26 protein-coding genes are annotated in these 26,512 nt (G+C 29.2%); 13 read left to right on the forward strand and 13 right to left on the reverse strand.

Annotated elements, in window-relative coordinates:
- Positions 1-142: 142 nt before the first annotated feature.
- Entirely contained in the window at positions 143-415 is a 273-nt protein-coding gene (gene rpsO, locus L8W56_RS00735) for a 30S ribosomal protein S15 (protein ID WP_012661650.1), read from the reverse strand.
- Between the two features lie 183 nt (positions 416-598).
- On the opposite strand from rpsO, the gene L8W56_RS00740 reads away from it, so the two are divergent.
- The 5 genes from L8W56_RS00740 to L8W56_RS00760 are packed head-to-tail and all read left to right on the forward strand — an operon-like array spanning position 599 to position 5,063.
- On the forward strand, positions 599-1,003 hold the full coding sequence (locus tag L8W56_RS00740; protein WP_220567238.1) for an Rrf2 family transcriptional regulator: 405 nt from the start codon (positions 599-601) through the stop codon (positions 1,001-1,003).
- Positions 996-3,155: a flagellar biosynthesis protein FlhA gene (gene flhA / locus L8W56_RS00745; protein WP_133318796.1), complete on the forward strand. Its 2,160-nt coding sequence runs from the start codon at positions 996-998 to the stop codon at positions 3,153-3,155. Before L8W56_RS00740 ends, flhA begins: the two co-directional genes overlap by 8 nt.
- A gap of 9 nt (positions 3,156-3,164) precedes the next feature.
- Positions 3,165-4,217, forward strand: coding sequence for a DHH family phosphoesterase (locus L8W56_RS00750; RefSeq protein ID WP_263659093.1), 1,053 nt, complete (start codon positions 3,165-3,167; stop codon positions 4,215-4,217).
- Positions 4,201-4,437 carry a hypothetical protein gene (locus L8W56_RS00755; protein ID WP_263659094.1) on the forward strand — a complete coding sequence of 79 codons (237 nt, stop codon included), beginning with the start codon at positions 4,201-4,203 and terminating at the stop codon, positions 4,435-4,437. The genes L8W56_RS00750 and L8W56_RS00755 overlap by 17 nt, the downstream gene beginning before the upstream one ends.
- Positions 4,434-5,063: a hypothetical protein gene (locus L8W56_RS00760; RefSeq protein WP_263659095.1), complete on the forward strand. Its 630-nt coding sequence runs from the start codon at positions 4,434-4,436 to the stop codon at positions 5,061-5,063. The genes L8W56_RS00755 and L8W56_RS00760 overlap by 4 nt, the downstream gene beginning before the upstream one ends.
- Here L8W56_RS00760 and L8W56_RS00765 read toward each other — a convergent pair.
- Entirely contained in the window at positions 5,052-5,183 is a 132-nt protein-coding gene (locus L8W56_RS00765; protein WP_256374638.1) for a hypothetical protein, read from the reverse strand. The genes L8W56_RS00760 and L8W56_RS00765 overlap by 12 nt on opposite strands.
- 240 nt (positions 5,184-5,423) lie before the next feature.
- Between L8W56_RS00765 and L8W56_RS00770 the strand changes: the two genes are divergently transcribed.
- From L8W56_RS00770 to dnaK, 3 genes are read left to right on the forward strand one after another with little or no spacing between them, the layout of a single operon-like run.
- Positions 5,424-6,206: an HrcA family transcriptional regulator gene (locus L8W56_RS00770; RefSeq protein ID WP_258107533.1), complete on the forward strand. Its 783-nt coding sequence runs from the start codon at positions 5,424-5,426 to the stop codon at positions 6,204-6,206.
- Positions 6,203-6,712: a nucleotide exchange factor GrpE gene (grpE, locus tag L8W56_RS00775; protein WP_263659096.1), complete on the forward strand. Its 510-nt coding sequence runs from the start codon at positions 6,203-6,205 to the stop codon at positions 6,710-6,712. The genes L8W56_RS00770 and grpE overlap by 4 nt, the downstream gene beginning before the upstream one ends.
- Positions 6,713-6,734: 22 nt before the next feature.
- Entirely contained in the window at positions 6,735-8,597 is a 1,863-nt protein-coding gene (dnaK, locus tag L8W56_RS00780; RefSeq protein ID WP_263659097.1) for a molecular chaperone DnaK, read from the forward strand.
- Between the two features lie 31 nt (positions 8,598-8,628).
- Here the strand turns inward: dnaK and L8W56_RS00785 are convergent, their stop codons facing one another.
- The 3 genes from L8W56_RS00785 to L8W56_RS00795 are packed head-to-tail and all read right to left on the reverse strand — an operon-like array spanning position 8,629 to position 10,692.
- Positions 8,629-9,282, reverse strand: a complete 654-nt coding sequence (locus tag L8W56_RS00785) for a DNA/RNA non-specific endonuclease (protein WP_263659098.1) — start codon at positions 9,280-9,282, stop codon at positions 8,629-8,631.
- Positions 9,279-9,722: a GatB/YqeY domain-containing protein gene (locus L8W56_RS00790; RefSeq protein WP_263659099.1), complete on the reverse strand. Its 444-nt coding sequence runs from the start codon at positions 9,720-9,722 to the stop codon at positions 9,279-9,281. Before L8W56_RS00790 ends, L8W56_RS00785 begins: the two co-directional genes overlap by 4 nt.
- 10 nt (positions 9,723-9,732) lie before the next feature.
- The gene (locus L8W56_RS00795; RefSeq protein WP_263659100.1) at positions 9,733-10,692 is read right to left on the reverse strand and encodes a Ppx/GppA family phosphatase; all 960 of its coding nucleotides are present in this window, start codon (positions 10,690-10,692) and stop codon (positions 9,733-9,735) included.
- A gap of 55 nt (positions 10,693-10,747) precedes the next feature.
- Between L8W56_RS00795 and L8W56_RS00800 the strand changes: the two genes are divergently transcribed.
- The 3 genes from L8W56_RS00800 to L8W56_RS00810 are packed head-to-tail and all read left to right on the forward strand — an operon-like array spanning position 10,748 to position 14,176.
- Positions 10,748-11,515 carry a pyridoxine 5'-phosphate synthase gene (locus L8W56_RS00800; protein ID WP_263659101.1) on the forward strand — a complete coding sequence of 256 codons (768 nt, stop codon included), beginning with the start codon at positions 10,748-10,750 and terminating at the stop codon, positions 11,513-11,515.
- On the forward strand, positions 11,512-12,612 hold the full coding sequence (gene pdxA / locus L8W56_RS00805) for a 4-hydroxythreonine-4-phosphate dehydrogenase (RefSeq protein WP_263659102.1): 1,101 nt from the start codon (positions 11,512-11,514) through the stop codon (positions 12,610-12,612). The genes L8W56_RS00800 and pdxA overlap by 4 nt, the downstream gene beginning before the upstream one ends.
- 43 nt (positions 12,613-12,655) lie before the next feature.
- Positions 12,656-14,176: an inorganic phosphate transporter gene (locus tag L8W56_RS00810; RefSeq protein ID WP_133318806.1), complete on the forward strand. Its 1,521-nt coding sequence runs from the start codon at positions 12,656-12,658 to the stop codon at positions 14,174-14,176.
- On the opposite strand, the gene mnmH is transcribed toward L8W56_RS00810, so the two are convergent.
- Genes mnmH through L8W56_RS00845 form a run of 7 tightly spaced genes read right to left on the reverse strand, consistent with a single transcriptional unit; the run spans position 14,171 to position 19,424 of the window.
- Positions 14,171-15,154, reverse strand: a complete 984-nt coding sequence (gene mnmH, locus L8W56_RS00815) for a tRNA 2-selenouridine(34) synthase MnmH (protein ID WP_263659103.1) — start codon at positions 15,152-15,154, stop codon at positions 14,171-14,173. The genes L8W56_RS00810 and mnmH overlap by 6 nt on opposite strands.
- The gene (locus L8W56_RS00820; protein WP_220567120.1) at positions 15,147-15,635 is read right to left on the reverse strand and encodes an HIT family protein; all 489 of its coding nucleotides are present in this window, start codon (positions 15,633-15,635) and stop codon (positions 15,147-15,149) included. The genes mnmH and L8W56_RS00820 overlap by 8 nt, the downstream gene beginning before the upstream one ends.
- A complete protein-coding gene (locus tag L8W56_RS00825) occupies positions 15,635-16,237 on the reverse strand; it encodes an indole-3-glycerol-phosphate synthase TrpC (RefSeq protein ID WP_133318809.1) in 603 nt (200 codons plus the stop codon). Before L8W56_RS00825 ends, L8W56_RS00820 begins: the two co-directional genes overlap by 1 nt.
- Positions 16,222-17,457: a tetratricopeptide repeat protein gene (locus L8W56_RS00830; protein WP_220567118.1), complete on the reverse strand. Its 1,236-nt coding sequence runs from the start codon at positions 17,455-17,457 to the stop codon at positions 16,222-16,224. The genes L8W56_RS00825 and L8W56_RS00830 overlap by 16 nt, the downstream gene beginning before the upstream one ends.
- Positions 17,433-17,804, reverse strand: a complete 372-nt coding sequence (locus L8W56_RS00835) for a YkgJ family cysteine cluster protein (protein ID WP_263659104.1) — start codon at positions 17,802-17,804, stop codon at positions 17,433-17,435. The genes L8W56_RS00830 and L8W56_RS00835 overlap by 25 nt, the downstream gene beginning before the upstream one ends.
- On the reverse strand, positions 17,794-18,486 hold the full coding sequence (locus L8W56_RS00840; protein WP_263659105.1) for a tRNA1(Val) (adenine(37)-N6)-methyltransferase: 693 nt from the start codon (positions 18,484-18,486) through the stop codon (positions 17,794-17,796). The genes L8W56_RS00835 and L8W56_RS00840 overlap by 11 nt, the downstream gene beginning before the upstream one ends.
- A complete protein-coding gene (locus L8W56_RS00845) occupies positions 18,480-19,424 on the reverse strand; it encodes an NAD(P)-binding domain-containing protein (RefSeq protein ID WP_263659106.1) in 945 nt (314 codons plus the stop codon). The genes L8W56_RS00840 and L8W56_RS00845 overlap by 7 nt, the downstream gene beginning before the upstream one ends.
- 251 nt (positions 19,425-19,675) lie before the next feature.
- Between L8W56_RS00845 and L8W56_RS00850 the strand changes: the two genes are divergently transcribed.
- Both L8W56_RS00850 and L8W56_RS00855 read left to right on the forward strand, forming a co-directional pair.
- Positions 19,676-20,926, forward strand: coding sequence for an MFS transporter (locus L8W56_RS00850; protein WP_263659107.1), 1,251 nt, complete (start codon positions 19,676-19,678; stop codon positions 20,924-20,926).
- Complete coding sequence (locus L8W56_RS00855; protein ID WP_263659108.1) at positions 20,923-22,932, forward strand: CocE/NonD family hydrolase; 2,010 nt, start codon at positions 20,923-20,925, stop codon at positions 22,930-22,932. The genes L8W56_RS00850 and L8W56_RS00855 overlap by 4 nt, the downstream gene beginning before the upstream one ends.
- 30 nt (positions 22,933-22,962) lie before the next feature.
- Here the strand turns inward: L8W56_RS00855 and L8W56_RS00860 are convergent, their stop codons facing one another.
- The gene (locus L8W56_RS00860; RefSeq protein ID WP_263659109.1) at positions 22,963-26,475 is read right to left on the reverse strand and encodes an acyl-[ACP]--phospholipid O-acyltransferase; all 3,513 of its coding nucleotides are present in this window, start codon (positions 26,473-26,475) and stop codon (positions 22,963-22,965) included.
- Positions 26,476-26,512: the final 37 nt, after the last annotated feature.

Below are 26,512 nucleotides of genomic sequence, written 5' to 3' on the forward strand. Positions count from 1 at the left end.
TAAAGTGCTATTTTTAGATACTTAGAAGCTAAAATCACATCGTGAAACTCTTGTGAATAAAATATTGAAATTTTGAAAACTTAAATTAAAGAAGTGGTAAATAACTAAAATAAAATATATTAAAGATAAATAAGCACTAGGCTTATTTATCTCTTAAATTTAATTCGCTGATTAATTTAGAATAAGCTTGATAATCTTTTCTTTTTAGATAAGATAAAAGTCTTTTTCTTTGACCAACAAGCTTTAAAAGACCTAAACGAGAAGAAAAATCTTTTTTGTAGATTTTTAAATGTTCTGTTAAATCTGAAATTCTTGCACTTAAAAGTGCGATTTGAACTTCTGGAGAACCCGTATCTCCTTCTTTTCTAGCAAATTTTGCAACTATTTCTGCTTTTTTAGCCGAATCTAAAGCCATAATAGACCTCCTGAGCGGTATTAAAATAAAAAGTGCAATTATAACTAAAAAAACAAAAAAAATGCTGAAATTTAAAAAATAAGAAATTTAATATTTAACAACACATATTTTTGATATAATTAAAATTTTTATTTAAAGTTAAAAATAGATATTGTTTATTAATATTTCAGTGAAAGGAAAAAAGTGTTATTTACCAAAGCTAGCGAATATGCTTTATTGTCTTTAATTCATATAGCAAAATCCCAAGAACCGCAAGATGTAGATACTATGTCAAGTGTTTTAGATATACCAAAAAGTTTTTTGGCGAAAATTTTACAAGCACTTGCCAAAGACGCACTTTTGAAATCTTATAAGGGTGCTAAAGGTGGATTTATGCTTGTTAAAAAGCCAAGTGAATACACTTTAAAAGAAATTATTAATAGTGTAGAGAAAAAATCTATCAATGTATTTGAGTGCAGTAATGGAATTTGTCCTTCGCAAAAAGAAGAAAATTGTAAAATTATGCCTGTGTTGGTAAAGCTTCAAAATAAGATAGATGATTTTTTAGTTTCTATTACTCTAGAGGATATTATTCAAAATAATGGCTAAAAGGGATATTTTTAGCTTAGTATTGCCTTGGATTGCTCCACTTGTTGCACCTATTTTAAAGGCAAAGAGTCTAACTATAGTAGCTGTAATTATTGCAATTTTAGCTATTATTATAGTACCTTTACCAAGTATAGTTTTAGATTTTTTTCTTGCTTTAAGTATAGCAATTTCAGTTTTAATTATTTTAATTTCTTTATATATACCAAAACCTACAGATTTAACAACTTTTCCAACTATGATTTTAATTATTACGCTTTTTAGACTTTCACTTAACATAGCTACAACGCGTATGATTTTAAGCGAGGGTCATCAAGGTCCAGCTGCTGTTAGTGATATAGTGGCAAGTTTTGGTGAATTTGTTGTTGGTGGAAATTATGTTATAGGTATGGTTGTTTTTTGTATTTTAGTTTTAATCAATTTTATGGTTGTAACTAAAGGTAGTACAAGGGTTTCTGAAGTTCAAGCAAGATTTACCCTTGATGCAATGCCAGGTAAGCAAATGGCTATTGATGCGGATTTAAATGCAGGTTTGATTGATGAAAAAACTGCACGCGCAAGACGCCAAGAAATCATAGCTGAAGCAAATTTTTATGGAGCAATGGATGGTTCTTCTAAATTTATAAAAGGGGATGCTGTTGCTGGGATTATTATCACCATTGTAAATTTAATTGGTGGGTTTATGATAGGTTATTTTCAGCATGATATGGAGCTTGGAGAATGTGCTTCAACTTATACTATATTAACAATAGGCGATGGACTTGTTTCTCAAATTCCTGGACTTATAACTTCAACGGCAACTGCAATTATCATCACGCGTGCTAGTAAAGATGAGGATAATTTTGCTGAAGGTTCTATCAATCAGCTTTTAGGGGAATACAAAACTTTATTAATTGTAGGCTTTGTTTTATTTATATTTGCTTTAGTACCAGGCTTGCCACATTTTTCTTTGGGCTTTATGGCTTTGGTGTTTTTAGGACTTGGTTATATGATAAAGCAAGTGCAAGAAGGTAAAATTCAAATCAATGCAATTTCAGCTAAAAAGTCTCAAGAAACCCATGAAGAAGAACAAGCTAAACCTCAAAAACGCAGCGAAGAAGAAATCTTAAAAGAAGAAGAGAATAAAATCACAGATATTTTAAAATTAGAAATTTTAGAATTAGAATTAGGTTATGGACTTATCAAACTAGCAGAAAGTGAATTAACAGAGCGTATTAGATCAACAAGACGCAATATAGCTCAAAGTTTAGGTTTTTTAATGCCAAAAATTAGAATTAGAGATAATTTGCAATTAAAACCAAATGAATATACTTTTAAACTCAAAGGTGTAGGTATAGCTAGTGCTGAAATTTATCCTGATAAATATCTAGCTATGGATAGTGGTTTTATCACTGAACCTATCGAAGGTATAGCTACTAAAGAACCTGCTTTTAATTCTGATGCTTTGTGGATAGAATCATCTTTAAAAGACGAGGCAACGCTGAATGGTTATATTGTAATTGATCCAGCAAGTGTGATTTCAACCCATATGAGTGAGCTTATAAAAGCTAATGCTTCAGAGCTTTTAACTAAACAAGAAGTGCAAAATTTACTAGATAAAATCAAAAATGATTATCCTATCGTGGTAGATGATTGTTTAAGAGTTGCTAGTATAGGTTTGATTCAAAAAGTTTTAAAAGCTTTACTTAAAGAGCATATTCCTATTAAAGATATGCTTACAATTTTAGAATCAATTAGTGATATAGCTGAAGTAAGCAAGAGTTTGGATATGATTATTGAGCATGTAAGGGCTTCTTTAGCAAGAGCGATTACAAATTTATATGTGGATGAAAAAGGGCAAATTAGCTTTTATATTTTTGATGCAGCTGCAGCTGCAAAATTAATGGAGCATGTGCAGTTTAAAGATGGTTCGTATCATTTAATGATAAATGTAGCTCAAACTGGTGCTTTGGTAGAAGCTTTAAAAGCTGAACTTGCAAGTGTGGCAAATACAAGAATTAAACCTTTCTTGCTTTGTGTTGAGCCGCAACTTAGAAAATTTATCGCTGATATTTGTTCTAATTTTGGTATTAATATTACGGTCTTAAGTTTTGCTGAGATTGCAGAAAATACTAAATTTGAAACAGAAGGTATTATAAAAGTTGATAATTTATAAAGGAAAAATATGAAAATTTATCATCTTTCACATACGGATTTAGATGGTTATGCTTGTCAGTATGTGCTAGATTTTTATTTTAAGAATTGTTATTTTTATAATTCTAATTATGGTAAAGAGATTAATGAAAATTTTAATGTGATTTTTAAAAATATAGAAGAAGATTTAAAGCAAAATCCTAATGAAGAATTTGTGATTTTAATCACGGATTTAAATTTAACATTAAGTCAATGTGAAGATTTTCAAAAAGCCATAGAAGGCAAAAAAATCAAACTTTTACTTTTAGATCATCATCAAAGTGGCTTAGAATGTATGCAAAAATATCCTTGGTATTTTTTAGATGATAAAAGATGTGCTACTAAGATTGTTTATGATTTTTTTAGTAAATGTTATGGTGAAAATAAGGCTTTGTCAGAATTTGTAGATGTGGTAAATGCAGTAGATATTTGGTTGAGTGAAGATGAGAATTTTGAACTTGGAAAAGTACTACTTGGTATGGTTTCTGGAGCAAAAGAAATCAATAGAGTAATGTTTGCACAAGAAAATATCAAATATCTTTTTTATCTTTTTGATGTTTGTAGAAAATACATTCATCAAAAAAATGCTCATATTAATTTAGATGATGATTTACATGGCTTAAAAAAATCTTTTTTTAAAAAAGAAAATGATGATACTTTAAGCAATTTAATTTCTAAATTTATAGTAGAAAGACTAAGTGTAAATAAAGAAAAATTTAGTGTATTTTATAAAGGAAGTAAAGGTTTATTAACTTCAAATATAGGCAATACTTCCGTAATTGGAAATGATTTTTTAATGCAAAATCCTGATTTTGATTTTTTTGTTGATCTTAGTTCGAGAAAAACCTTAAGTTTTAGAGCAAATAATAAAATCGATGTGAGTTTGATGGCTAAAAGTTTGGTCAATGGGGGAGGGCATAAAAATGCTAGCGGAGGATTATTTGCTGCGTATAAAGATAGCTCTAATTATGATTTTATAAAAGCACAATTTGTAGATTTAATTAAAAGTAAAGAATTAAAGGAAAATAATGAAAACAAATCATGATTTTAAAGAAGAAATAGAAAATTTACAATATGAATTAAGTATAGTTTTAGAAGCAATGCTCTTGTTTGCTGGGGTAAAAAGAGTAAAATTAGAAAAAGCAATTGGAGTTTATATTGATTGTATTGATGAAGTTTGTCATAATACCCAAAAAGAAGGAGTTGATGAGATCTTAGAAGTAGTGGAGTACTTAAAAATTCATCATAAAGATTTATTTGAATGAAAAATTTATTATTGCTTTTTATAGGAATTTTTTCTTATGCAAATATCTATGAAGATTTAAGTGATTTTGCTTATAATAAACAAAACACGCTAAATTTAAGCTCTAGTCAAGCTTTATTTTTAGAATACAAACAAAACAAACAAGCTTGTGTAGATATAGTACTTGCTAAAGATAAGGCTTTTGTGGTTAAAATTTATCCATTGTGTGAAAATTTAAACGAAAAAAGTCTAAATGAATACTTAAATACGCAATTTATAAGTTTATACACTAAAGATTTATCAAAACTAAAAAAAGAAATTGCTGATATTAAAAATATTATGCGCGATTTTATGATTTATTATACCTTGCATCAATCTTTTGCAAATGAAATTAAGAGAATGAATAAAAATGATAAATTACAAGCGTATGAACTAGATGAGAAAAAAGGTGGAAAAATTCTCTACAAGGTCAATAATCAAGCTTGTGTAATTTTTGATTTATATTTAGATGAAAATTTGCAAGCTAGTATGCAAGTAAGTGGAATGGAAAATTTGGATAAAACTTGTATGGAGTTAATCTCATCCCCTGATTTTAAAGACTTATCTTTCACAAAAGAGGGTATGAGAAAATATAAATTAAAAAACTAGTCTAAAAAATCTTAAATAATATAACTTTAAAATTCTACTTAAAGCCATTTTTTTTCTTTCTATATTGGAAAACACATAAGCTTCAAGATCTTGCTTTTCTCTTAAAGTAAGATTTTTCATTATTATAAACCTTTTAAAAAATATTGCTAGACGCAATTATATTATCTTTTCTTTTAAAAAAACTGAAAAATAAGTTTTTATATATTATATATAAATGGCTAAATAAACTTTAGTTATATAGACTAAATAATTTTAAATATTTTTATTTAAAAATAACTTGACATTATTATACTAAAGTTGTATAATTATTTTGTCACTTAAAAACATTGAGTGCTAAAATAAAAAATTTAAGGTTTTATAGTGAAGTCTTATAGTAAAAAAGATTTAATTTTAAAAACTATCATTGAAACCTATCTAGAGGGTAATAACCCTGTGGGTTCTAATGAGTTAAATCATAAAGTTAGCATACCTGCTTCTACTATAAGAGTTTATTTTAAAAAATTAAGCGATGAGGGTGTATTAACGCAACTTCATATTAGCAGTGGTCGCATACCAACTTTTAGTGCTATGAAGGCTTATTGGTATGAGCAACTTTGCGAAGATGAGATTGTGATTAACGATCTTGCATTATTAGAGTTTTTGCTTGATAAGTTTGAAATTTATACCTTAGTTTATGGTGGCGATGAGCTTATTTTACAAGATATTACCAAGGTTAATGATAAATTTATCATACTTGATTTTGGACAAAATGAGTTGGTTTTAAGATTTAGCCAAGATAGTCTGGTTTTCTTACAAAGACTTATAGGACTTGATTTAAAAAGTATTGAAAATTTAGCTTTTAGAGTTGAGTTTAAAGAGTTATTGGAAAAAATAACTATGCTAAAAGAAGCTATGGTTTATTATAGATATAATGAGAGTAAAGCTTATCAAATTTATCAAAATGATGAATTTGCTAAGCTTTTATCTCCTCAAATTGGATTTTATTTTAACGATAAATTGCAATTTGATCCTTTATTTGAAGAGGGTTTTATGGGATTAAAGCTTAAGAGTACATTTTTAGGCAAAGAATCTAATGTGGTTTTTGCTGGTAGTGTGTATTCTGATTTTAAAACAATGTTAAATATTATAAAGGAGGCTGCGTGAGCGAAGAAAAGCAAAATGAGCAAATGCAAGAAGAAGTAGTGGAAAATTCAGAAAATCAAAACAATGAATTAGAAAAACTTCAAGCAGAGTATAATGAGTTAAAAGATACTTATTTAAGAGCAAATGCTGAATTTGAAAATATCAAAAAAAGAATGGAAAAAGAAAAAATTTCAGCAACAATTTATGCAAATGAAAGTTTTGCTAAAGATTTGCTTGATGTAGTTGATGCATTAGAGGCGGCTATTAATGTAGAAGCTAATGATGAATTAAGTTTGAAAATAAAAGAAGGGGTTCAAAACACTTTAGACTTGCTTTTGAAAAAACTTGAAAAACATATGGTTAAAGCAATAGAAGCAAATGGTGAGTTTGATCCAAATTTACATGAAGCGATGTTTCATGTTGAAAGCGCCGATCATGAAAGTAATCATATTGTCCAACTTTTACAAAAGGGCTATATGATGAATGATAGAGTAATTAGATCAGCAAAAGTTAGTGTTGCAAAATAAAATTTAATAAAAAGGATAAAAAATGGCAAAAGTTATAGGTATAGATTTAGGTACAACAAATTCTTGTGTGAGTGTATATGAAAGAGGCGAGAGTAAAGTTATCCCAAATAAAGAAGGTAAAAACACTACTCCTTCAGTAGTTGCTTTTACAGATAAGGGAGAAGTTTTAGTTGGAGATAGCGCTAAGCGTCAAGCTGTGACTAATCCTGAAAAAACTATTTATTCTATAAAAAGAATTATGGGTTTGATGATCAACGAAGAAGCAGCAAAAGAAGCTAAAAATCGCTTACCTTATCATATCACAGAGAGAAATGGGGCTTGTGCGATTGAAATAGCAGGTAAAATTTATACTCCACAAGAAATTTCAGCAAAAGTTTTAATGAAATTAAAAGAAGATGCAGAAGCTTTCTTGGGCGAGAAAGTAGAAGATGCGGTTATTACTGTTCCAGCGTATTTTAATGATGCACAAAGAAAAGCTACAAAAGAAGCAGGACAAATTGCAGGATTGAATGTATTAAGAATTATCAACGAACCAACTGCAGCAGCTTTGGCTTACGGACTTGATAAAAAAGAAAGTGAAAAAATTGTAGTTTATGATTTAGGCGGTGGTACATTTGATGTTACTGTGCTTGAAACAGGTGATAATGTTGTAGAAGTTTTAGCAACAGGCGGTAATGCATTTTTAGGCGGTGATGATTTTGATAATAAATTAATCGATTTTTTAGCAAATGAGTTTAAAGATGAAACAGGTATTGATCTTAAAAACGATGTAATGGCTTTACAAAGATTAAAAGAAGCAGCTGAAAATGCTAAAAAAGAATTGAGTTCAGCTAATGAAACTAATATTAATTTACCATTTATCACAGCTGATGCAAGTGGTCCAAAACACTTAACTAAAACTCTAACAAGAGCTAAATTTGAAAGTATGATTGATGGTTTAGTTGCTGAAACTATTAGTAAAATTAATGAAGTAGTAAAAGATGCAGGGCTTGATAAAAGTGAAGTAAAAGAAATCGTTATGGTGGGTGGTTCTACCCGTGTTCCACTAGTGCAAGAAGAAGTTAAAAAAGCCTTTGGAAAAGAGCTTAATAAATCAGTAAATCCTGATGAAGTTGTTGCAATTGGAGCGGCGATTCAAGGTGCGGTTATTAAAGGTGATGTTAAAGATGTATTATTGCTTGATGTTACTCCGCTTTCTTTAGGTATTGAAACTTTAGGTGGTGTGATGACTAAAATCATCGAAAAAGGTACAACTATACCAACTAAAAAAGAGCAAGTTTTCTCAACTGCTGAAGATAATCAAAGCGCAGTTACTATCAATGTTTTACAAGGTGAGAGAGAATTTAGCCGTGATAATAAATCTTTAGGAAATTTCAATCTTGAAGGAATTCCACCAGCACCTCGCGGTATGCCACAAATTGAAGTAACTTTTGATATTGATGCAAATGGTATTTTAACAGTTAGTGCAAAAGATAAAGCTACAGGTAAGGCTCAAGAGATTAAAATCACAGGTTCAAGCGGACTAAGTGAAGAAGAAATCAACAACATGGTAAAAGATGCAGAGCTTCACAAAGAAGAAGATAGAAAACGCAAGGAGGCAGTAGAAGCTAGAAATGCTGCTGATAGCTTAGTACATCAAGTAGAAAAATCTTTAAGTGAGCTTGGAGATAAAGTAAGCGATGATGATAAAGCAAATATTCAAAAAGCCTTAGATGAGTTAAAAGAGACATTGAAAAATGCTAATGCTTCTAAAGAAGAAATCGAAGGTAAAATGAAAGCTTTAAGTGAAGTTTCTCATAAATTAGCAGAAAATATGTATAAAAAAGAAGAACCAAACGCTCAAAAGAAAAAAGACGATGATGTAATCGATGCTGAAGTTGAGTAAAAACTAAACTAGAAGCCTTGTTGCTTCTAGTTTAATCAATATATTTTTTACAATCTTCCTTAAAATAATTTCTATCAAATCTTGCAAAATTATCATTATTTGGCACTTTATAACATTCAGTGAAATTTTTAGCCTTAAGAATTTTGATATAAAAACTAGGAATGGCTATGTTGTTTTTAATGCGTTTTGGCTTATCATCATAAAGTACTAAATTTAAGACTTCCAATTCTTTATTTTTCTTTGCTAAATATCTTTCTCTTTGTTCGATTTCATTCCAAATTTCTGCATTAATATCTTTTTTTTGCGGAGTGATATTGCTCATTAAAAAAGTGCTAAGTTGGGCTTGTGAGGTTGCATTCATGGATTGATTTGGCACGACATGCCCTCTTGTATAACCACTTCTTAGATAATCCTCCCAATAAGTTCTATACTTTTTAGGAATATTAGTATCATCTTTAAATTTTGGGCGTTTTTTGATGTGTCCTTGATTTAAAATTTTAGCTTCTAGTTTATAAGCAATTGCCTTAGTACCTTTATAATTATAATCATAACAATTAATATAATAATATTTATCCATCAATAAAGAGCAGTCTTTAAAATAAGCTTTAAAGCTAGGATGTAATTCATATTGAGTATAAGCAAAAGAGCTTAAAGCTAAGGCGCAAAGTGTTAAAACTTTTTTCATGCTAAAAGCTTTCTTACCGTTTCATTAAGTCTTTTACCATCAACGCTTGCACCAAAAGCTGTTTTAGCTTCTTTCATCAAAATACCTTGTTCTTTTAAAGAGCTAATTTGTAGTTTTTCTATAAGTTTTTTTAGCTCACTTTCTAATTCCTCATCGCTAAGTTGTTTTGGTAAATAAGCACTTAAAATAGCTACTTCTTGGAGTTCCTTTTGTGCTAAATCTTCTCTAGAACCTTTGCTAAAAGCAAGTGCGGCTTCATTTCGTTTTTTAATCTCACTCGCAATGATTTTATATATTCTTTCATCATTAAGTGTGATTCTCTCATCAACTTCTATTTGTTTAAAGCTAGCATTAAGCGTTCTTAAAGTGTTTCTTTTAAAATCATCTTTATTACGCATAGCTTCTTTGATATCTTCTAAAATTTGATCTTTTAAACTCATTTTTTCTCCTTTAAAATTTGATATTTTTAAAATGTGCTATACACACACCTTCTCTAACACCATCATCAATCACAATGAGCTTTTGCTTATTAAATAAAGCAAAAAGTATCATTGAGCCTGCTATGAGGTATTTTTTTCTATTTTCTCCAAGATAAATTTTAGCTTTTTCTTGTTCTAAATTCCAAATTTTTAATGCAAAATCAAAAAAATCTTTGCGTTTGAGTATTTTACCATTTACACTTTCTTCTAGGTAGTCTTTGTATTTTATGTTTTGTTTATAAGCACAAAGTGTGGTAGGTACTCCTGAATTTAGTATGAAAAAATTTCCTTTTAATTTTATATCTTTACTAAGATTAAAAGCTTTTAAGGCAAGTTGCTTTAAATGCGCAGGGTAGGGGCTTAGATGAATTTTTAATTTTTCATCTTTAATACGCACAAGATTTTGTGGATATTTTTTAAAAAATCTTACATAAACACTTGGTTTTATGGCTTTAAAATGCATTCTTTCATAAAAACTAATGATTCCAAAATCATAACTTTTGCTAAATTTATCATTTGAAATTTCACAAGAAGCACCGCCCAAATCACAATAACTTAAGTCTTTTCTAAAAAGTTTAAGAGCTTTAAGACGCTCTTGCATACCTAAAACGCTTAGTTTTGCTTCGGTTTTTGCATCGATTAATTTTATATCAAGTTTAAATTCTTTTTGAATTTTTTCAAAAATAAGCTTAGTATTTTTTGCTTTTCTAAAAGCAGCTGTGGCGACTGCTTTAGCTTGACTTAAGTTATAATTTTTTTCTTTTAAGATTTTCAAAGCGCTAAAAATTTTTTCTATAGCTTCATCACTAATGGTGTCATTTTGCATATTTTTAGCTGCTCCTATGATAAATTCTTCGCTTTTTAATTTATTAAAATTCTCATCCATCAAAACAGCTCTTAATGTATTTGAACCCATATCAATACCTAGCACTAGCTCTCCTTAAAAAATTTAAAGTATAATAGCAAAAAACTTATAAGGAAAACTTATGCTTTTAGGGGTTAATATCGATCATATAGCAGTTTTAAGAGAAGCTAGAAAAGTAAATGATCCTGATTTACTTGAAGCTGCTATTTTGAGTGCAAATTTAGCTGATCAAATCACTATCCATGTAAGAGAAGATCGTCGTCATGCTAATGAGTTTGATTTAGAAAATATCTTAAAATACTGCAAGTGTGTAGTGAATTTAGAATGCTCTATTGATATGATAGAATATGCTTTAAAATACAAACCCTCGCGCGTTACTTTAGTACCTGAAAAAAGACAAGAGCTTACAACAGAAGGTGGTTTAAATTTAGACAATGAAAAATTACAAGAAGCCATTAATGCTTTAAAACAAGAGCAAATCGAAGTTTCTTTATTTATTGATCCAAATTTAGAAGATATTAATAAATCATCTTCTTTAAATGCTGATTTTATAGAGCTTCATACAGGATTGTATGCTAATATTTATAATGCATTATATACCAATATCAATCAAACTTCTTATGCATTGCCTGAATTAATTTTAAGTAAAAATGAACTCAAAAAGCTTTTAGAAAATGAACTCCAAAGATTAAAACAAAGTGCGAGTTTGGCTAAGGGTTTAAATTTAAGAGTGGCAGCTGGTCATGGGCTTAATTATAAAAATGTAAAAAATATTGTGGATATTTTAGAAATAGAAGAGTTAAATATAGGTCAAAGTATAGTAGCAAGATCGGTTTTTGTAGGCTTAGAAAAAGCTATATTGCAAATGAAAGCTTTGATTAAAAGATGAAAAAAATTGCTATTAGTATAGGAGATTTAAATGGTATAGGTATGCAAATTTTATTATCTTGTCATGATGAGCTAGTAAAAATTTGTGAGCCATATTATTTTGTGCATTATGAATTATTTCAAAAAGCAAATAAACTTTTGAAAATAAATCCTAAATCTAAAATCAATTTAGTTGAAATTTCTAATGCTTTAAAACCACATTTTGCCTTTAAAGAAGAAAAAGAAAATTTTTTAATTTATGAGTTTTCATATCAAGCTAGTAAAATTATTGATTTTGATTTTGAGTTAAATCCTGCAAATTTAGACGCTAAAAGTGGGGTTTATTCTTTTTTAAGTTTTGAAGGAGCTAGTTATTGCACGCATTTGTTTTTAGATGCTTTAGTAACTTTACCGATTAATAAAAAGACTTGGCAAATGGGGGGAGTGAGCTATAAAGGTCATACTGAAGCACTAAGAGATTTTTTCAAACAAGATGCTATTATGATGTTAGGGTGTGATGAGCTTTTTGTGGCTTTATATACTGAGCATATGCCTTTAAGAGATGTTTTTAAAGAGATTAAGGCTTTTAAGCTTGCGAAATTTTTAATTAATTTTTATCAATGCACTTTATTTGAAAAAATTGGAGTTTTGGGTTTTAATCCTCATGCAAGTGATAATGGCGTAATAGGCGGAGAAGAAGAGCAGGAAATAAAAAAAGCTATAAGAATGGCAAATGTATTTTTAAAAGATCATGCATTAAATTTACAAAATTTAGAAAATGAATATTTTTTAAGTCAAAAAGAAAAAGAGTTTTCTTATAAGGAAAATATTTTTTTAAGTGAGCCTTTAGTGGCCGATAGTGCTTTTACTCCTTTTGCATTAAGTAAATGCAAGTATTTAGTCAGCATGTATCATGATTTAGCCTTAGCACCTTTAAAAGCTTTGTATTTTGATAAAAGTATTAATGCGAGTTTAAATTTACCCATAATTCGAACTAGTGTTGATCATGGAACAGCTTATGATAGGGCTTATAAAAATGAAAAAATAAACTTACAAAGTTATATGCAAGCAGTAAAATCTGCTTTACAATTTTTACAAATCAAAGAAAAAAATAAGTAAAAGTTACTAAAATATTCTTAAAATAATTTCTTAAGGAGAATGCTTGAGTAAAGACAATACCATTGCATTTTTTATTTTTATTGTAAGCGTTTTGTGTTTTTTTGTTTGGGGTTATAATTACATTCCTAATAATTCCATGATATTATTTATTCTTGCTAGTGTATTTGGAATTTTTATGGCCTTTAATGTTGGCGGTAATGATGTTGCAAATTCATTTGGCACTAGCGTGGGAGCTAAGACAGTTACTATTAAGCAAGCTTTAATTATTGCAGCAGTATTTGAATTAAGTGGGGCTGTGTTTGCAGGTGGGGAAGTAACTAATACTATAAGAAGTGGTATAGTGGTTTTACCAGATAGTGTTGATCCTATGGTATTTGTATGTGTTATGCTTTCAGCTTTGCTAAGTTCAGGTATTTGGTTATTTATAGCAACAAAAAAAGGACTTCCAGTTTCTACTACTCATAGCATTATAGGTGGTATTGTAGGTTCAAGTATAGCTATGGGGTTTGTATTTTTTGATCAAGACCAAGCTTTTTCTATGGTAAATTGGAATGGTATTTATAAAATAGCTATGAGTTGGGTTATTTCTCCTTTACTTGGTGGACTTGTGGCGTATTTAATTTATGCTTATATTTATAAAAAAATACTTCAACCTTCGGCTTTGATTAATATGCAAATAAAAGAAATTAAAAAAGAAAAAAAGGAGTTTAAAGAAAATTTTTTTATCAATTTAAAAAACAAAAGTCAAGAAGAGCAAATTAAAGAATTAAGCGCCATTGTTTTAGATGACGATGAAAAAAGAAGTGAATATAAGTTAAAAATTAAAGAATTAAAAGAAAAAGAAAAAAATATAGATGTTTTTTCTAAAATGAAATTCCATGTTCCTTTGGTTGCAGGGATAGCTGCTTTAATAATAGCGTCAATGTTTTTATTTAAAGGTTTAAATAAAGTTTCTACTTTAGATATGGTGCAGAATTTATGGATAGTTTCTATTATTTCTATTTTTGCTTATATAGTTACTTTGGCTGTTGTAAGATTGATGAAAAAAACTGAAGTAAATAAAACTATAGAAAAGATTTTTTCGTGGTTTCAAATTTTTACTGCTTCTAGTTTTGCTTTTTCGCATGGAGCTAATGATATAGCTAATGCTCTTGGGCCATTTGCTGCGATTTTAGATGTGCTTAAAAACAACACCATTAATCCAAGTTCGCCAGTGCCATTTGCTGTAATGCTTATGTTTGGTATAGCTTTGGTTATTGGACTTTGGTTTTTAGGTAAAGAAGTTATTCAAACTGTTGGTTCAAAACTAGCAGAAATTAAGCCAACAACAGGCTTTAGTGCTGAACTTGGTGCAAGTATTGTTATACTTTTAGCAACTCAACTTGGAATTCCAGTTAGCTCAACCCATATTTTAATCGGCGCTATTTTGGGTATAGGGGTGTTTAATAAAGATGCTAAATGGGGTATGATGAAACCTATTGGTTTAGCTTGGGTTATTACTTTACCAGTTGCTGGAATTCTTTCAAGTATTATTTTTGTAATTTTTGTAAATATAATCTTATGAGTTTAAACTCATAAGATATTTTTTAGCTTCATTTAAATTAGAGCTATTTATAAAATAATCAATTTTTGCAGGTTTTTTATATACTTTATCATAATATTCAAAAAGCATTTTTACACAAAGTTCTAAATTATTTTCTTCATAATTTTTACAAAGTCTTAATTTAAAATCCTTGCTGATATAAGGTGATATTTTTTCAACGCATTGATAAAATACTTTTTTATCCATTGGAGTATAGTTTTTTAAAACTCTTTGAATGCGTAAATTTATATCACACTCGCACCAAATTTTCTTAGCTTTTTGCATACTATTGTATAAATTTAGTGGGATAGTTAAATTTCCAATTTGTCTGCTTTCAGCTTCTATAAAACAAGTTTTGTGAGTATAATCTTTTAAAAAATAAAACAACTTATCTTCAAAGGCTTTTTGGCTTGGTTGTTCTCCATAAATTTTACCAAAACTTGATCCTTGGTGGTTAGCTAGTTTTTCTAAATTTAAAGCATTATTTAAAGTTTCGATTAAATCACTTTTACCACTTGCTGTATTACCACAAAGACATAAAAACTCAATATTTAAATCTTTCCTAAAAAACTCACTCACATAACTTCTATAGGCCTTGTATCCACCTTCTAATCTTACAACTCTATAACCAAGTTCAGCTAAGATTAAAGCAATAGCTTTTGATCTTTTACCACCTCTTGCACAATAAATTCCCACCAAAGAACCTATTTTATAATTTTGATAAAGTTTATTAATATGTTCACTCATATTTTTACAAATATAACTTGCACCTTTTGCTTTAGCTAAGCCTTTATTTTTCTTATAAAGTGTGCCTATTTCTTCAAATTCATTATCATTTAGTGCGTAGTAATTTTGCGCAGATTTTATATGAGCAAGTTTGTATTCTTTGGGACTTCTTACATCAATTAAAAGATCAAAATTAAATTTTAAAAAATTTTCAAAATCAACTTCTTTATACATAATCTTTAAAAGCTTTGCATAAAGTGGTATAAACTTTTTCCAAATCACTCCCACAAACTCTAGTTTGTCCTATGGTAGTGATAAAATTTGTATCCCCTTGCCATCTTGGGATTAAATGATAATGACAATGCGGCGCTATGCCAGCTCCTGCTGCACTGCCTAAATTCATACCTATATTAACACCCTTAGCATGAAAGTTTTCTTTTAAAATTTTAACTCCAATACGCACAAAATGGCTAATTTCTAGCCATGTATCATTATTTAAATCTTCTATATTTTCTAAATGATCATAAGGGATAATCATGAAATGACCCGGACTATAAGGGTATTTATTCATAATGCCAAAACATTCTTTAGCTCTAAAAATTACCCCAAGTTTTTCATCTTCATTGAGTTCATACTTACAATGACAAAAAGGGCAAAAATTTTTATCTTTATTATTAAAATAAACATCCCTCCAAGGTGCGTATAAATACTCCATCAACTCTCCTTTATGCAAGCATGCAGATTTTTGATATTTTTACTTATAAGAGCTTTATTTTTTGGTATCAAAGGTAATAGCTTTTCATCTTCTAATAAAAAAATTCTAGCTCCTGCTAAAATAGCATTATTAAGATCGCTTTTGCTTTCAATATAAAAAATGGCCTCTAAGCCAAGATGTATTGCAAAATTATAAAGTTTTTTTAGTTGCATAGTTTTTAGCATTTTAGGAAATACAATAAACGCATCAGCTCCATATACCAAGCTTTCTAAAATTTGATATTCATCAAAAATAAAGTCAAATTGCACAATGGGTTTTTCATGATAGCGTCTAAAAAGACTTAAATTTTGTATGTCTTGATTAAGCAAAGGACTTGTTGGTAAAACGATAGCATCAAAATTTTCATGATTAAAATTTAAATCTTTGGAGTATAAAAAATGCGAAAGTTTTCTTTCAAGCAAAAGTGTGTAAATATCTTTAGGATAAAAAGCATTAGAAGCTAGGCTTCTGCCTAGCATATCATAAGGAAAAATTTCTTTTTTATTTTCTAGAATTTTTTGTGTTTTTGAAAAATGATCTTTTAAATCTATTGTTTTAAACATTTTTCAATGGCCTTTAAGTGATCTTTGCTTTCTTGGGAATTTGCAAATTCTTTATCGTGGAATGTTTTTTGTAAAATTTCATAAGCTTTTTTGCAATTTTTAAGTTTATAATAGCCCCAAGCTAAAGAGTCTAGGTAGTAAAGATTTTGTGGTTCTTGTTCAAGTGCCCAGCCTACTAATTCTATGCCTTTTGCAATATCAATATCATATTCGATTAAGGCATAGCCATAGTAGTTTTGATATAAAGCATCGCTACGCACATCTACACTTTGTTCAAATTTTTTCATAATAGAAGCTAGAATTTTTGGATCCGTGATTTTTTTACTTTTAGAATCCATATAAATTTCAAATTCTAAAACCCCTGCCATAGAAAGGTATTTTTTATCTTTGCTAAGTTCATAATGTTTTAAAGCTATTTCGTAAGCTTTTTTATAATTTTTTGTTTGTGTATATAAGAAAATTTTAGTATCAGGATCTATGTTGTATTGTTGGACTAAATTTAGAGCTTGTTTATAATTTTTTTCTTGCACTAGTAATTCTATCATAGCATATATATATTTAATATCATTGTTGAGTTTATATAGTTTTTCAAGGGTTTGAATACTTGCCTTATTGTTTTTTTGCTCTTGATAAATTTTTAAAAGTAGGGTGCATGTTTTAAGAGTACATTGTGAATTTTTTACAAATTCTTCTAAAGCTTTTTTAGCTTGATCAATATTTTTATTTTTAATATTAATTTCAACTATTTTAAGTAATAAATTTTCATGTTCAAAAAGCTTATAAGCAAGATTGTATTGCTCTAAAGCTTTGGTGTATAAAGCTTTTTTAGCAAAAATATCACCTAGTATTTCATAGTTTCTATAATCTTGCTCTTCTTTAATGAGTTTATAAAGTATAGTTTCGGCTTGTTTATAATCTCCTATTTCAAAAAAATGCAAAGCATTTAATCTTGCAATAGCTGTATGATTTAAAAATTCTTTAGAGGCTTTTAAAAGTTCATCTTTTTGTTTTAAGTTAGCACCCAAAGCTAAAAGCAATGCTTTTTGCAAATAGATACTTTCATTATTTTCATGAAATAAATTTGTATAAATATCACATGCTTTTTGAAACTGTCCATGTTCTTCATAAATGAGTGCTTGTAAGATTTTATCTTCGCTTTTAGCCAAAGCAAGGTTTGTTAGGATAAAAACGATAATTAGTGAAAGCAAACCCCTATACATTCTTCTTTCAACTCCTCTTTGTGTGTTTTAAAATACTCCCAAAATGGAAAAGTTTTACATTGTTTTGGTCTATGCTTGTAAATTAAACATTTTTTATACATTGTATCAAAAAAAATACAACGATAGCCATTTTCATGCTTTACTTCTTTAAAACTATATTTAAATCCAACTTTGATAAGGTATTGTTCTTTAAAGGCTTCAAAGTTTAAATTTAAAAAAGCAGCAATAGCTTCTAGCTCTTCTTTGCTAGCATAGATATATCCACTTTCTCCAGTGCAGCATTTTCCACCGCATATTTTACAAGCATTTTCATCAAAAGAATAATCAAAGTTTTTTTCACATATCATAGCTTATAGTTCCTGTATTTTCATAAATTTCGCTAATTTTTGGATTTAAAACATTATTTTCATACATAAAAAGCGTAGGCATTATCACACAAGGGCTTTTATTATTTTTTTTAATATGCATTAAAACAAGCCTTGCATTAGTTTGTGTATTGGTGTGAATACATTGAAGAGAAACTAGTTTTAATTTAAATTGTTTTAAATAAGCACAAATTTCATCTAAAAAACTTGCCTCATAGCACATAAAAAAACTACCATTTGGCTTGATTAAAGTATTTATTTTAGCAAACATCTTCTCAAGCGGCATAAATTCTTGATATCTTGATATACATAAATGCAAATCTTGGCTTTTTTGTGTATTTTTTTTATAAAATGGAGGATTAGAGATTAAAAAATCAAATTTTATATCACTTTTATAGTTTAAAAAGTCTTCGCAAATGCTTTGAATTTCAAGTTTATTTTCTTTGGCATTTTTATAACTTAGTTTGATATTTTGCTCTTGAATATCTAGTAGATAAACTTTTGAATTTGGAAATTTTTGCTTTACTAAAAGTCCTAAAATTCCACATCCACATCCTATATCAAGGATATTTCCTTTTAAGTTATTTTTAGATAAAAAGTCAAAAAGTAAAAGGCTATCATTATTATAACGATAGCCTTTTGAATATTGAAAGAGTTTTAGCATTTATAAAGATGATCGCAGATTTTAAATGAATCATTTAAACCCACTACAATAGAAGCTCCGTTTTTACTCGCTATATCGCCTGCTACAAATAATCCTTTTACATTACTTTCTTTGTTTTCATCAAAGCTTGGCACACCTTTTTCATCAACTTCTATAGAGCATTTTTGTAAGAAATCAAGTGGAGTTGAACCACCAATAGCATAAATAATGCGATCATAAATTTCACTTGTATTGTTAGTGAAATTTACTTTAGCTTTGCCATTTTCATCTTCAATACCAGTTATATCTATGCCGAGTTTTGCTTTTACACTGCCTTGCTCAAAAGCTTTTTGAATATCTTCAAGATTAATATCGTTTAATCTTGAGAAAGTTTCTCTTCTATAGCAAAGTGTAACATCGTTATTTTTAGCTAAATCTATAGCGTATTCTGCTGCTGAATTTCCACCGCCTACAACTAAGATTTTTTCATCTTGGCTTGTTGAATTTGCATTAAAATTGATGATTTTTGTTAAAGTTATAGGTAAAGTATAGCTTGGTTTATTTGGCTTACCCATTCTACCTATGGCAATAACTGCATTTTTACAAATATAATTTTCATTTGCAGTACTAACGATGAAATTTTCTCCATCTTTTTTAACACTTTCAACTTCACTAGAAAGCTTTACTTCAAGATTATGCTCTTTGATAGCATTTTGGAAAGTTTCTATCGTACTTTCTCTAGTTCCATCTTCAAAATTTATATACCCGTGATTTGTGCTATCACAACCTTTATAAGCTTTGTCTACTCTTTTACCTTCTTTGTAAAATTTTACTAAGGTTTGACAAATCGCATCAGCTTTTTCTAAAACAATAACTTCTTTATTTTTTATTTTAGCTTCTACTCCTGCTGCAATACCTGCAGGGCCAGCACCAATAACTACCATATCAAAAATTTTCATTATTTCCCTTTTTTAATTTTTAGTTTATGTAAATGTATCAAAAAAACAATAATAAAAAATAAAAAACAGAAATTATTTTTATTTTGTAAATAAATTTTTTATGCTTATAAATTATTAAATTAATAAAATTTTATAATAAAGTAGATTAAAATGTGTAAAAAATATATTATTATAATATTTTTTGCATAAAATCACTTATATAAAAGCAAAAAAACATAAAAATTATATATAGTATGCAAAAGGAGTTTTTGATGGGACAAAATACAGGACAAAGTTTAAAAAATAATTTTTTAACATTATTGTTATTATCCTTTTGCGGATCTATTATTTATGGTTTGCCTTATTTTAGAAAGTATTATTATGATGATTATATGAGTCTTTATCATTTAAATAATTTTGAAATGGGGCTTTTAGGTAGTGCTTATGGATTGCTTGGTTTGTTTTCTTATGCTTTAGGAGGTTATTTAGCAGATCGTTTTGCACCAAAAAAATTATTGATTTTTTCTTTAATTGCTACAGGACTTGGTGGTTTATTGCATTTATATTTTACTTCTTTAAATGCACTTTTGATTATTTATGGAATTTGGGGGATTACCTCATTATTAACTTTTTGGCCTTCTTTGATGAAAATAGTAAGGAGTTTAGCAAATTCTAAAGAACAAGCAAGGGCTTATGGAATTTTTGAAGGCGGTAGAGGAGTTGTTGGTGCTGCACATTTGGCTATAGCTACGAGTATTTTTGGATATTTTCAAACAAAAGCCTTAGCCGCACAAGGTATAGAAATGGTTATTGTGTTTTATTCTATAGCTCCTATCGCAAGTGCTATTTTATTGTTTTTTCTTTTGAAAGATGATATTAATGAGCAAAGTGAGAAGATTAAAATCAAAGACTTGGTTTTTCTTTTGAAAAATTCTGCTCTTTGGCTTGTGGTTGCTATTACTTTTTGTACATATTTTTTTAACATGAGTTTTTATTATTTTACTCCTTATGCAAGCAATGTTATAGGAACTTCTGCTGTTTTTGCAGCTATTTTAACGGTATTGGCTCAATATATTCGTCCGGTTTCTTCTGTAGCGGGTGGATTTATAGCAGATGGATATGGAAAAGCTAAAATAATGATGATAGGCTTTATTTTAATGGGAATTGGTGTTATTTTTTTAATGCTTAGTTCAAAATTAAATGGATTTTTACAAATGAGTGTTTTAACTTCTGCTTGTGTCATAATTTATATAGCTATGTATTCTAATTTTGGAATTTATTATTCTTTACTTAGTGAGGGAAAAATTCCTATACATTTAGCGGGTATGGCTATAGGTATTGTATCTACTTTTGGGTATTTGCCTGAAGTTTTTGCACCATTACTTGCTGGAGATTTATTAGATAGATACCCAGGTGTAAAAGGTTTTCATATATATTTTACCATCATGATAGTTATGGCTATTTTGGGCGTAATGTTTTGTTTGATTTGGATTAAAAAATACAATAAAAAGGAGATGAAATGAAGGAAATTGTTTTTAACTTTAAAAACAAGGTTAGAGTAATAGAAAATGAATGGATAGTTTTAAAAGATGGCACTAAGCTTTCATCACGAATTTGGCTTCCTCAAGTAAAAGAAAAAGTTCCTGCTATATTAGAATACATTCCTTATAGAAAAAATGATGGAACAAGGGGCAGAGATGAGCCTATGCACGGATATTTTAGTAGTAATGGCTATGCGGTTGTTAGGGTTGATATTAGAGGAAGTGGGGAATCTGATGGTTTATTAGAAGATGAATATTTAAAACAAGAACAAGATGATGCTTTAGAAGTCATTGAGTGGATTGCAAAGCAAGAATGGTGCGATGGGAATATTGGTATGATGGGTAAATCTTGGGGTGGCTTTAATTCTTTACAAGTTGCAGCAAGAAGACCTAAAAATTTAAAAGCAATTGTAGTAGTAGGTTTTACCGATGATAGGTTTAATGAGGATATTCATTATAAAGGCGGATGTTTGCTTAATGATAATTTTTGGTGGGGTAATATCATGCTTGCATATCAATCACGCTTTGTTGATCCAAAAATTGATCCAAATGGTAGAAAAAAATGGTTCAATAGGCTTGAGAACATGCCTTTATGGCCCACATTATGGCTTGAGCATACTTTAAAAGATGATTATTGGAAGCATGGATCTGTTGGGGAAAATTATGATGATATACAAGTCCCTGTTTTTGCATTAGATGGATGGGCTGATTCTTATACTAATCCTGTTTTTACTCTAATGAATGGTTTGAAAGTTCCAAAAAAAGCTATCGTTGGTCCTTGGGCTCATGTTTATCCTCATGATGGCTTACCTTTGCCTGCAATGGGTTTTTTACAAGAAGCACTTAAATGGTGGGATAAATGGCTTAAAAATGAAGAAAACGATGCACTTGAAGCTCCTATGATACAAGCATATATTGAAAATAGCTCTAAGCCAAATTCAAAAACAGAGAAAGTAGAAGGTCGTTTTGTTGCTTTAAATGATTTTGAAAATGATATTAGCTATAAAAAATATTATTTAAATCCGTATAAATTAACATGTAAAAAATCAAGTGAATTTATCAAAATTAATACCCCGCTAAATCATGGGCTTTTATCAGGAGAGTGGATGGGAGCTGGTGTTTTAGGAGAAAGTCCTAGCGATCAAAGGTTAGATGATGGGATGGCAGTTGTTTTTGAAAGTGATTTTTTAGAACAAGATTTAGATGTCTTAGGCTTTCCTATGTTAAATGTAAAAATTGCAAGCGATCAAGAAAAAGCTATGCTTTTTGCTCAACTTAGTGAAGTTAGAGCTGATGGTTTTGTAAAAAGAGTAAGTTATGGAGTAATCAATCTTGCATTAAGTGATAATAAAGAGCAATTTATACCTTTAAAAAAAGATGAATTTATCCAAAAGCAAATCAAACTTGATGCTTGTGGATATAGATTTGCCAAGGGTTCTAAGATAAGATTATCATTAGCGAATTCTTTTTGGCCTATGTTTTGGCCTATGCCAAAAATTTCAACCTTGACTTTAGATTTAAATGAGTGTGAATTTAATTTGCCATGTTTTAGTGGTCAAGATAGCGATAAAATCAATATGCAAGCACAAAGTGCTCCTTTAACTCCAATAACACTTTTAGAAGAAGGTAGGGTAGATAGAAGCATTTCTTATGATATTTTAAACGATACTTGGACTTGTATTACAGATGGTGTTGGCGGGGTTTTTGGAGAAGGTGTTTATAGATTTGATGAGGTTGATGTTTTAGTAAAGCATAATTTAAAAAGAGAATTAAAACTTCAAAATGAAAACCCATTAAGTGCAGAATATACCATTACTCAAACAATGCAAATAGGACGCGAGGGTTGTATGATGGAGGCGGATATAATCTTAACACAAACTAGCGATTTGGAGTATTTTTATATTAAGGGAAAATTAGTAGTTAAGGAAAATAATAAGCTTGTTTTTGATAAAAAATATGATTGTAAAACTAAAAGAAATAGTTTATAAAATTTCCCAAAGTAAAATTTACTTTGGGAATTAATTTTCTTGCAAGATTTTAGCTAAATCTTTAGCACCTTTTAGATCCACTTTGCCAGAGCCTAAAAGTGGGATTTGTTCTACCTTAAAATATCTACTTGGTTTAAAAATAGCAGGCATAGTAGAGTTTTTAATTGCTTCACAAATTCCTTCAAAATCTTGCTCTTGGCATTCTACTAATAAGCATACCATTTCACCTTTTTTATCATCATCTAGTGCAACTGCGCAAAATTTTACTATATCTGTATTGATAAATTTAGCAATTTCTTCTTCTAAAGCTCCTAAAGATATCATCTCACCACCAATTTTTGCAAAACGAGAATAACGATCTACTATATATAAAAAGCCATCCTCATCTACATGGCCTTTATCACCGGTATTATACCAGCGTATGCCATCGATTTCTTTGATAACTTCATCGGTTTTTTCTTTATTGTTTAAATAACCCACCATAACCTGATGGCCACCAATGAGTATTAATCCATCTTCTCCATGATTTAAACTTTCATAAGTAGATGGATCTACTATGCGTATAGCACTTCCTGGTAAAGGCATACCTACACTACCTTCTTTATTTGCACGGTGTAAAATCCAATAGTCAGGATCAAATTTATTCGGTAAATTCACACTTGCAACCGGAGTGGTTTCAGTGGCTCCATAACCTTCAAAAATAGGTTTTTTAAATTTCATTTCAAAGGCAGTTCTTACTTCGCTTTTGAGTTTTTCAGCACCTGAAACAATAATCCTTAAGCTTTCAAACATAATCGCATCAAGTTTTTTATTTCTTGCATAAATACCTAAAAAAGTTGAAGTAGCACACATAATGCTAACATTGTTTTTTACTATAGCTTTTGCTACACCTAGTGCATCTGTTGGATCAGCATGTGTTATGCTTTTAATCCCTTCTAATAAAGGCATAAAAGTAGTTACAGTTAATCCAAAAGCATGAAAAGGTGGCAAAGAAGATAAGATAACATCTTCATTTTTTGCACATAATACATCTGAAATTTGGGCTATATTGCTTAAAATATTGCGATTATTTAGCATTACTCCTTTAGGTGTTCCCTCGCTACCACTACTAAATAATATAGCAGCTATGGCAAGGTTTTGTTTATTAGATGCAAATAATGCTTTTATTAAACAAGTAGGTAAGATACTTACTAAAGCAAGCATAGAAAAGATTTTGAGTTTTTGTCTTTTAAAGTTTGCGATAATATCTTCCATAAAAATAATTCTAACATGCTCTTCAAATTCTAGTTTTATGCCTTTATTTTCTAATTTTTCCATAAATTTTCTAGAAGTATAAATTTGTTGAATTTGAGAACTTTGAATGGCTTGATTTATTGCTTTTACACCTGCTGTGAAATTTAAATTTACCACGATTTTATTTGCAAGTAATACAGCTAGATTGCAAAGAGAGCTAGCCATGGAAGCAGGGAGCAAAATTCCTACACATTCTTCTTTTGGAGCATAGCTTCCTTGGGTAGGTTGTATATTTAACTCATGTGATCTATTTTTTATAAAAGAGCTAAAAACTAAACTTAAAGCAAGCATTTTTCTATAGGTAATACCACCTATTAAAGGATCAACAATAGCTATTTGACTTAAATTTCTTTTAGCGCTATCTATCCAAGCTCTGGCTATAGTATGCATACTTTCACATTGAGATTTCCAAGCAATAAATGAAAGTTCAAAAACCTTTGCTTTAACCACTTCTTTTTTAGTGTGTATTGGCAAGCTTTTTCCAAAAGCAATAGCGATTTTTCTTTTGCTTATTTTGCGGTTTCTTGCTGAAAATTCTTCATCACTTCTTGAAAAAGCACTTCCCCAAAGTCCTCTAATATAAAAAGGTAAAATCACTCCATCTTGTTCTTCTAATTTTGAGCAAACTAACTCAAATCCACCTTTAAATTCATTAAGCTGTCCATGGCGTGAAAGCACTCCTTCTGGGAAAAGGCAAATTAAATTTCCATTTTTAATATGCATAGCAATAAGCTCTAAGCTTGATTTGCTAGAAGCACTTGAAACAGGAATAACTCCAAATTTATCAAGAAAAATTCTAATATACCACTTAGAATAAATGCTTTTTTCCATAACAAAATAAATTTTTCTTGGTATAGCCATTTGCACAATAGCCCAATCTATAAAAGATATATGATTACCAAGCAATAACGCTCCACCTTTTTCAGGAATATTCTCAAAACCTTCTACCAATAAACGGTAGCGTTGAAAAAACGCTATACTCATTAATAAACGCACTAAAGAAAAAGGCAATTTACTTAGCACATAAATGCTTCCAAAAAATGCCACAGCGATGATAAAATAAAACAAATTTATCACTTCAATTTTAACATAAGCAGCAAAAGTAGCTAGTGCTAAAAAGCCTAACATAAAAATATTTTGTATGAAATTATTTCCTGCTAAGACTTTTCCTAGTTCATTTTCTTTTGCATGAAATTGTATGAGAGAATTTAAAGGTATGATAAAAAATGCTCCGCTTAAACCAAAAATAAAAAACACTACACTATAACTTAATAAGTTTTCTAAAAATGGCATTAAAATGCTCATTAGAAAAATCCCTAAAGCACCTAGTGGTATAAGACCTAATTCGATGTAATTTTTAGAAAACTTACCACTAATAAGCGATCCTATAATCACTCCTATACCAGAAAAAGCTAAAGAGCATTGTACATAAAAGGTATTTTCTATGAAAAGATCATTTTTTGCATATACAGGAAAACTCACTAAATAAAGTTGTGATATGGCCCAAAAAAGTGAAATTCCTATAATACAAAGCCAAATAATTTTATGAGAAAATATTGTTTTTAAATTAGAGGTTAAAAGCTTTCCTTGTAAATATTGTTTTTTATCAAAACTTAAATTTTTATCTTCTTCTTTTAAGCTAGGAAGTTTATAAGCTAAAAAAAGTTCTAATAAAGCAAAAGCTATTAATACAAAACCCAAAGGTGCAATTTGTGTTAAAATATCCGAAGGAGTGTTAAAATTTGACTCAAAAAGCATTTCAAAGCTTAGAGAAAATACTGCCATACCGGCTAAAATAGCCACAATACTTACTGCATTGACAGCTCCATTTCCCATAGCTAAAAGCTCTTTTCCTACTAATTCTTTTATAAAGCCATATTTTGCAGGAGAGTATAAGGCAGATTGCACTCCCATGATAAAAGTCATTGTAAATGCAAGCCAAAATGCTCCAAGATAATAACATAAACAAATAATACAAGTTAATATTACTGAAAATAATGCAGATATTTTCATGATTTTATTTTTAGGAAATTTATCCGCTAAAAATCCAGATGGTGAAAGCATAAGAATAAAAGGCAAAAGCATTAAAGCATTGACAATAGCAGTTAGAAAAAGTTGGGTGCTATCTTCATAAAATTTATAAATGGTATTTTGTATGATGATTTTGTGTCCTAAATCCACAAAAGCATTAATAAAAGCTACTGCTAAAAATGGCAATACGCCAAAAATCTTTAAAAAATTTCCTTGCATTTAAAACTCCATTTTATTTTAAAAATATTATTTTATT

Origin of the sequence: Campylobacter sp. IFREMER_LSEM_CL1085 (assembly GCF_025772235.1) — a bacterium.
In the GTDB taxonomy this organism is placed as follows: Bacteria; Campylobacterota; Campylobacteria; order Campylobacterales; family Campylobacteraceae; genus Campylobacter_D; species Campylobacter_D lari_D.